Annotated in this window: 4 protein-coding genes; all 4 read right to left on the minus strand. The window is 51.7% G+C overall.

Features of this window, described 5'->3' with window-relative positions; all coding sequences use genetic code 11:
- Window positions 1-22: 22 nt before the first annotated feature.
- Entirely contained in the window at window positions 23-772 is a 750-nt protein-coding gene (locus tag AC3WRD_RS06875) for a hypothetical protein (protein WP_102619561.1), read from the minus strand.
- Between the two features lie 20 nt (window positions 773-792).
- A complete protein-coding gene (locus AC3WRD_RS06880; protein ID WP_102619562.1) occupies window positions 793-4,254 on the minus strand; it encodes a T6SS effector BTH_I2691 family protein in 3,462 nt (1,153 codons plus the stop codon).
- The gene (locus AC3WRD_RS06885; protein WP_102619563.1) at window positions 4,254-5,132 is read right to left on the minus strand and encodes a DUF4123 domain-containing protein; all 879 of its coding nucleotides are present in this window, start codon (window positions 5,130-5,132) and stop codon (window positions 4,254-4,256) included. The genes AC3WRD_RS06880 and AC3WRD_RS06885 overlap by 1 nt, the downstream gene beginning before the upstream one ends.
- Window positions 5,129-6,103, minus strand: a 975-nt coding sequence (tssI, locus tag AC3WRD_RS06890; RefSeq protein WP_492574057.1) for a type VI secretion system tip protein TssI/VgrG, incomplete at its 5' end; no start/stop codon positions are given. The genes AC3WRD_RS06885 and tssI, both read right to left, overlap by 4 nt.

Genomic DNA, 6,103 nt, shown 5'->3' on the forward strand with positions numbered 1-6,103 from the left:
TGTCGTTTTGCTTGCATTTTTGTCAATCAGTGCTTAGCGGTACATCGACTTTGGCGGTGATGAAGGGCACGTCTTTGGATAAGTAGGGTTTAATCAGGTTGGCTACAGTTTTTTTTTGTTTGTTGCCGCAGAAAATGTTCAGGTTCCAGTTCGTTTTATGGTTGTCGCCGTCTTGAATGACGCTGTACTTTAAATCTACGACTTCTCTGTTTGTAGCGATAGCCAGTTGGGTGATGTCTTCCCATCTGTATGCGTAGTGGTGATGTTGGGTGTGCATTTCTTGGTAGTTTTTCGAGTTGATCAGCAGGAGATAGGTCAAGCCCATGCCGCCCGGTCCTATCAGGGCACCTATCAAAAAAGCAGGATCAATAACGGCCAGCAGAATGAAAGCGATTGCTGTTATTCCGGAGAACCATTTGAGAAATGTGAAAGTATATTTGGAGAGGTTCTTCCACTTGCAATATTCTATTCCTGACCGGGTAAGACGGTAAGCGAAATTCATTTTTTGATGGGTGATTGATATTAATGAAATGCCCACTGTAATGAAAAATAGAGAAGTCAATGTTGCACTGAAAACAGGATCGTCGTCCATGCTTTGATATATAAAAAATGAAGCTGTCGTTATGGCGATTAGGCAGGCAAAAAACATTAAATTGGCAACAAAGGTGTTGTAGTTTCTTGCTCGGATTGTCCACTCCAATAATGCTGGTTCTTTTTCATGCTTCCATTGTAGCTGCGGAGGCAGTGCTGGTGGCTTTTCAAAATTTAACATGGTGGCGTTCATTGAATATCTCAAAGCGGGACCGATATTTTTAAAAGTTTGGTGTTTTTTTTGCTTAATACGATATCATCGCTCAATTCGCCATTGAAAGCATTGTTGGCTCGATCTGCTTCACTGGTGGCCCATTCCAGTGCCATTCTAAACATGTAGTTGCTTCCGTTTTCAAGTTGAAGAACTCCCGCAGGATACTTTACTTCCAGTTCTAAGATTGGGCTTTCAATTGATGTGTTAATCCATGCTTGCCACAAACGATGCTGGTCCGTTTTTTTGTAACTGTAGTCAGAAAGAGAGTGCATGTTTCCATTCTCGTTTGGTAGTGTTCCGAACAGTTTTGGGTCAATCCAGTTTCCACAAAGAAATTGTTCATAAAAATTGTTGCTTGTAGTCTGCAATTCATCTTTTGAAAAGAGGTTTTTCTTGATCATTGCTGGTTGAAGCATGATTTCTTTGCCAGTTAATGAACTGGGTATCTGTATTTGTATCCAAAAGCCGAGCCACTTTCTTGGAGTGCTGCCTCCTCCGTAGTATAAGGCCCTTCCACCTACACTTGGCCGTTGTAGAGTTTCCAGCAGAGCGCGCATTTGTTTTGAATGGCCGTCCTCGCTCAACCACTCAGGTATGGTCCCACGCCCCCAACTACAGCGGTACAACCAGAGACGCAACCCTTCTCGTTTAAAACGGTTTGCGGCCATTGATATCATTAAATATGCAACGCCGAGGACTGCAATGATTATGGTCACGGGATTGGACATAACCCAAGCGAAGCCAAACCAGTAGCCGAGCCCCGCTCCAATGGTTTGTATGCCCGCAATGGCGGACATGCCTAATACGACCACTCTTTTAGCGTTGAGTAGTTTCTTTTCCTCATCGCTAGTCGCATTACCGACGTCTTTAGATAATTGCCAAGCTTCAAGACTCGTCGCGATAGCTCCCAAAGCCGCCCAAGTGACCGTTCTTAAAATCAAGCCTTTGGAGGCAGAAGCAAATTCGCCCGCAACTGCAGAGTTAGCTCCAGATTTGGCAGCCTCTTTGGCTGCCTTCAGCCATTGCTTGTATGCGCCTTGAGTCAGCTTCAGCGTTTCAGTACCAAGTTGCATAGACATCGCTCCGGCGCGGCTCCAAGCTGGGCCTACCCACAATGCAGCGATAGCGTTGGCTGCATAGGACGCGTTTGCGCCGATATTGCGCAATTCATCAGCCGTGAAAACCCCATCGTTTTGCGCTTGTTTCGCAGTGTTGTATGCGTTCCAGATGTTCAAGCCAACAAGCAAGGCGGGCAATGCGTTGCCCAGATTTTGGCTCATCCAGGATTTAGTGCGTGTCAAATAGGCTGGCGTGCCTGCAACTTTGAGTTGTGCAATAACTTCCGACTGTCCCAAATCGGCGAGCCAGCCATTTATCTTCGATAAATCAGAACTCAGGCGAGTGGTCCCTGAGGCTTTGGCTATGACCTTGCTGGGGCGTTCCAACATAAGCGATTTCATTTGCTCCTCAAGAGCATCTAAAGAAATGCGAGCGGAGCGTTGGTCATATGCTGGCGCGGGACGTTGTAACACTCCTTTGGTGCCGGATATCTTTTTTTGTACAGGTATGACTTTCGTCATCCAGGCCTGATAGTCACGTTGGTAGGTCGAGCTGCGGGCGAGTTGGGTTGCGCTAGAGATCTCTGTAGAAATTAATACCTGTGGCACTGCTAGTGTCAGTGCGGCCTCTTGCTTCATCGCTGGAAGAAGCATAATGCTGAGTCCGTGCCATGCATCTCTGGCCCTGTTGTTGGCGACTTTGATTAACGTGGACATTGATTGCTTTGCAGCATTGCTCATGGCTTTGTAGAGCTTGCTGTTTTTGACGGACTCCAGATCCAGTACTGCTTTGACCTCAGCCGTTCGAGTGGTAACACTCGTGGCATCTCCCGGGGAGGTCGGTGACAATGGAGCGGTGCTGCCATCACTTTCACGACCTTGGTCATCAAGGTTACCGCTAGTGGCAAAGTTGTGTGTTATCTGCTTGATGAGTGCAGCGAGTTCCGGATTGAAATTGAACAATGCAGTGCCAAACAGGGTACTTGGGCGCGCTGCCTGTTTGCATAACCATTCCTGTCCCTTTTCACTATTACCCAACAAGGTGTACACCGCGTGGGCTGTTTCCAGTAATTGGCAGGCTTGGGCTTCATTACAAGTGTCATGGTAGACCGCCTCTGCGCTTGGACTGAGTTGGTCAATCCAGGTGATCAAGTCCTGCACACTGTGCTCGCAGTGCTTTTGAAGCTGTAGGGCTTCGAGCGTGCTGGTGCTCAGGTATTTCTGGACTTCGTCAAACCGTACGTCTTCGCGCCAGAGTCGTTTGGCATTCCATTCCTCAAGCGCGCTTTGCCATTTTTTCTGATCCGGTAGATGTCCCCACTTGGCTTTGAATGAGGCTTGGGCTGCGGAAACGCTGGAAGCTGACCCCATTTCCACCATACCGATCTGGTCACCATTGACAAGGTCCTTGGCACGCTCCCTTTCATCGTTGTTGCTCAAAAGTTTGTAGAGGTCATCGGCATAGGCCTGCCGCTTGATTGGATCTTTTATGGATGAAGGCGTGAAAACGTCGGCATTGAAGCCACATAGATTCTCTACAGCGATCGCACTTTGCAGTTTCTGCTGATTCAGGCCTTCAAACTGACTTTGCTCCAGAAGCCGACCGGCAAGGTTCATGCTTAAGTCGCTAACCATTGCCAAGGGATCATCCAGAGCGATAAACAGGGCAGTATCCTGCTCAGGGACTTTGCCACGCACCAGCGCCTCTTCGAATGCCGGTTTGAATGCTCCGCCGTTTTCCGATGCTGTTGTGGGAAGGCAAGTGCTTGTGAATGCAGGTGCACTTTCGCCAGATGCGAGAATGTCCGAAACACTTTTACCCAACTCTGTAATCGGACCGCCATGGCCTACTTTTGCGCTCTTGCAGAAGCCCGCCAGATCGACTTTTCGCATCCATTGGGTCTGTTCCGTCTTGCTATTTCGCATCAGTTCGCACATGCGCCAAGTCCATTGGACTGGAGAATAGGCAATACGCAACTGATTACGGCGGGGATAGAGCAGGTATGAATGTGTTTCGCCAGGGTTGTTGCGCACATCCTGGTTTAGTTGACTGTCAGTCCACTTATGACGGGTGAATTGTTCGCCTTTGACCTGGTACTCGTGGAAGGTCTTATCAACGCTGTCCCATACATACAGCCAGCCATCGCGCAGTTGGCGAAGGGTGTAGCTGCGGGTCTTGAGTTCAGCCGGTTTGTCTGACCAGTCTTTAGGTAGCGGATTCGGACCTTGGGCGCTGCCTTTTTTGGGGGACTCATCCACCGCGTAGCGCACCGGGAAAATGGCGACTTCACCAGCCATCAGTGCGCACTGTCCCGATCCCATGGTCGTGTTGGTGAAATTCTGGTTTCGGTTGGCCTGTTTCAGTTGGGCGTCAGTCGCGGGCTGAGTCATCACACTTCCTTGTTGATTTCGATGTCCAGGCAATCGTTGTCCATCTTCTGGATACGGATTTCTGGAGCGAGCCTGGAGGCCTCCGGGGTGCGGGCCAACCAGTTCTGATAAGGCTCATTCACGTGCTCAGTGAATCCTGCCCCCCATCGCAGGCTGTATTCCACCCAGATAGCGAGACTACGTTCACTTGACAGTCCCCAAGCTTGAGCTTCATCCAGTCGTTCATCAAACCACTGGGTGCGACTGCTCAATTTCAGGGTAGCGAGGTGCCGAGGATGGTATTGCTCAAAATTTTCGTGCAGTCGCTCCATGAATTGCCAGCGCGCCGCGTGTCCAAGTGCATCCAGTTGTGTTTGCCCCAATTGGGCGTAGCTGTCTTGCCACGCCAGTGGAGCAGAGGTCCGAAGAAAATTTAACCATTGAACAGCTGGGTTTGCTTCCCACGAATGCGGTCGTTCAGGTATCGACCATGATTCGATCGGGCCAAGTATCACATTCAGGTGTTCACCCTTATAACTGCCTAGCCAATATCGTGTGACTAGTGGGTCGGCGAAGCGAAGCATTCCGTTGCCACCCAACACATCGGAAGGTGCGATATACCGTCTCAAGTGGTCCGCAACAACACTCATTGGGGCAGAACTGTATAGCAGGCTGGCGTCTATTTGATGGTTAGCATTCTGATACGTCTGGCTAATCATGCTCGTTGAACTTGAGGGCTTCACCAATATTGGCCCCAGATCCATCAACTCCGCCCAACGCGTTCCCAGGTACAGCGGTTCAATTTCCAGCGGCTCGCCAAGCTGGTAAAGGCTGGCAATCGCGTTGGGGCGCAGGACGCCGTCGATCAACAAGAAATTGGCTTTGGACGCGTTATTCACTTGGCGGCTTCCTTTGCAGCTTCCTTGGCAGCCCTCTCGCAAATCTCACAACGTGGAGTGCCCCGCATCAACGCCTGCCGCTGCGCCGGCACCAACAACTTCCCGGCCTTATCCGTATCCGCCTGCTTCAACGGCCCCGGCATCAACGGCGCCGCACCGGTCCCGCTCCCCGGTCCACCGCCGGAGTTGATGTTGATCGCCGGCCCACTCATGGTCACACCGCCGCCATCGATCTTGATGAAGCTGCCACCACCGACCAACGTCAGCTCAGCCCCAGCCTCCAGCACCACTTTCATCCCGCTGCTCAGGTGAATTTCCTGCCCGGCGTCGATGAATTGTCCGGTGCCGATCTTGATGTGCTGGTTCACGCCCACGGTCAGGTGGTCGTTGGCTCGTGTTTCGACTTTGCGGTCTTCGTAAACCGTGTGGTGTTCTTCAGCCTTGAACTCGCTGTAGCTGTTCTTTTCCACGACGTCGTGGCGTTCGTTGCCGACGCGGATTTTCTGGTCGTGTTCGATGTTTTCGTCCCAGTCGCGCTGGGCGTGGAGGAAGATCTGTTCCTGGCCTTTCTTGTCTTCGATGCGCAGTTCGTTGAAGCCACCGCCGCCCATCGAGCTCAGGGTCTTGAAAGTGGTGCGCGTCTTGTTCGCCGGCAGGGCGTACGGGACGGTGTTTTCCTTGTGGTACAGGCAGCCGCTGATCAGCGGCTGGTCGGGGTCGCCTTCGAGGAAGGTGACCAGCACTTCCATGCCGATGCGCGGAATGGCGATGCCCCCGTACTGGGCGCCGGCCCAGGCGCTGGAGACGCGCAACCAGCAGCTGGTCTTGTCGTCGGCGAGGCCGTCGCGGTCCCAGTGGAACTGGACTTTGACGCGGCCGTATTCGTCGCAGTGCATTTCCTGGCCTTTGGGGCCGGTGACCACGGCGCTCTGGCTGCCGAGGATGCGCGGTTTCGGGTGGCGCAGGGGCGG

It is taken from the genome of Pseudomonas sp. FW215-R2, from assembly GCF_058789255.1.

Bases quoted from the DNA above. Each gene is read 5' to 3' on its own strand.
- AC3WRD_RS06880 (WP_102619562.1), bottom strand. From the start codon at position 4,254: ATGACTCAGCCCGCGACTGACGCCCAACTGAAACAGGCCAACCGAAAC.
- AC3WRD_RS06875 (WP_102619561.1), bottom strand. From the start codon at position 772: ATGTTAAATTTTGAAAAGCCACCAGCACTGCCTCCGCAGCTACAATGG.